Raw genomic sequence first — 1,563 nt, 5'->3', positions numbered from 1 at the left:
CTGCTCGGCAACGCTGCGATCGCGGGTGGGTACCAGGGTGCCGTCCACGATCAGCACCGCGTCCTTCGCGAAACGCTTGCGCGGCTCGAGCGCGAACTTCGGGCCGAGGTGGGCAACGACGCGACTGGCCACGGACTTCGACACACCAAATAGTGGTGCCAGTTGCCGCAACGTCAGGTTGGTCCGCCAGTACGCGGCGACCAGCAGCACACGATCCGCCAGCGGCAGCCTCCACGGCCGTCCGCGACCCGGAGCGTCGACACCCTCCCTACGCAGCTGGGTCACCAGCTTGCTCAAAGCGCGCGGGCTCAGCCCAGTGAACGGAGCTGTCCAGGACGGCTCCGCCGCTGTGGTCACACCAGCCATGCGGAGATCATTTCAGTTGCCGACACCCCTCCCACGACTGATCCTGGGCACTGAGCAAGCAAGGGAGACAAGATGGGTCTGATGCTCTTCCCAGGCGACGACGACGTTGCGAGCCCGGACATCTCCTGGTCCTACACCGGCTTCAGCATGTTCAGGAAGTGGTTGGCCGAGGCCGAGGTGTTCACGCTCGCCGAGATGGACGGCTTCGGCGGAGATCGCCAGTGGTGCAGCGTCTCCACCACGCTGGCGCCTCTACTCAACCATCCAGACGACGATGGCCCCGACCTCGCGCCCGCTCAGTGCGCGGCCATGCTGCCCCGACTGGAAGCAATTCTCGACCAACGTCAGCCTGACGACAGCGGCCCCGCCCTCCGACGGCGCATCGAAGACGTCAGTCAGTTGGCCACCGTCCTGCGGTTCTGCGTGGACAAGGACGTTGAGCTCATCTTCGGCTAGGCACGGGAGCGCGGAGCGACCCGTCGTTGGGGGGTGGCCTGCGATTACGGGACAGCCTTGAGGCGGGCCAAGCTCTACGCCGACAAACTCCAGGCGCTCGATGGCGGTGCTCAGCCACAGCCCTGGCGTTCCTGCGAGCGGCCCGCCGCCAGCCACCCGCCCGCGCCGCAGCCCCGCCCGCGCCAGCAGCAGGACGACCATTCGACCCCGGCCGAGGGCAGGCCCGAGAAACGCAGCACCGCATTGATCAAGAGGTAGAGCCGCTCCATATCGCCGGGGTGTAGTCGAAGCCCGGTATCACTTCGACGTCCATACTGGTGGCGGCCTGTCGGGGCAGGTCAAACGCGTAAGTGGCGACTGGCGGCTTGTCCGGAATCAAGGTCCCGCTGAGGCCAGAGCCGATGTTCTGGGCACTGTCGAAGATGCTGTCAGCTGTGCGGCCTTCAGCATCACGTGCCTCGACACTGACGAGCTCGAGGTTCAGCCGTTCGGGAGCCGTTGAGCACAATGACCTCGGCCGTTACCGCCCTGTCGCCGGGCGCGTGGCCGGCTGCTCTGTCGGATGGATGGGAGTGAGAGCGCCGTCCCGACGACAACCGGGGCGCGCGGGATCCCCCACGGTGGTCGGCGGCCTTCGGCGAGGAAAGGGCACGGCGTCCGCCGCCGGGCGCTCGCTGAGGAGGCCGATGGTCACAGTCGGGCTCCGTCACGGCCTCGGGCGGTGCCGAACCCGTCATTCCG

At 67.4% G+C, this 1,563-nt stretch carries 2 protein-coding genes; one reads left to right on the top strand and one right to left on the bottom strand.

Annotation, left to right across the window (positions count from 1 at the left end; all coding sequences use genetic code 11):
* Positions 1 to 366: transposase family protein (locus tag ACFTZL_RS44785; RefSeq protein WP_382596361.1), on the bottom strand; the 366-nt coding region annotated here is incomplete at its 3' end.
* Positions 367 to 438: 72 nt separating this feature from the next.
* Between ACFTZL_RS44785 and ACFTZL_RS44780 the strand changes: the two genes are divergently transcribed.
* Positions 439 to 822 carry a hypothetical protein gene (locus ACFTZL_RS44780; RefSeq protein ID WP_382596358.1) on the top strand — a complete coding sequence of 128 codons (384 nt, stop codon included), beginning with the start codon at positions 439 to 441 and terminating at the stop codon, positions 820 to 822.
* Positions 823 to 1,563: the final 741 nt, after the last annotated feature.

The organism is Streptomyces sp. NPDC056948 (assembly GCF_042674225.1).
Lineage (GTDB): Bacteria > Actinomycetota > Actinomycetes > Streptomycetales > Streptomycetaceae > Streptomyces > Streptomyces purpurascens.
This window is presented reverse-complemented; position numbering and strand designations above follow the sequence as displayed.

What these genes read in the sequence shown, in the direction of transcription:
- ACFTZL_RS44780 (WP_382596358.1), top strand. Translation starts at nt 439, where the DNA reads ATGGGTCTGATGCTCTTCCCAGGCGACGACGACGTTGCGAGCCCGGAC.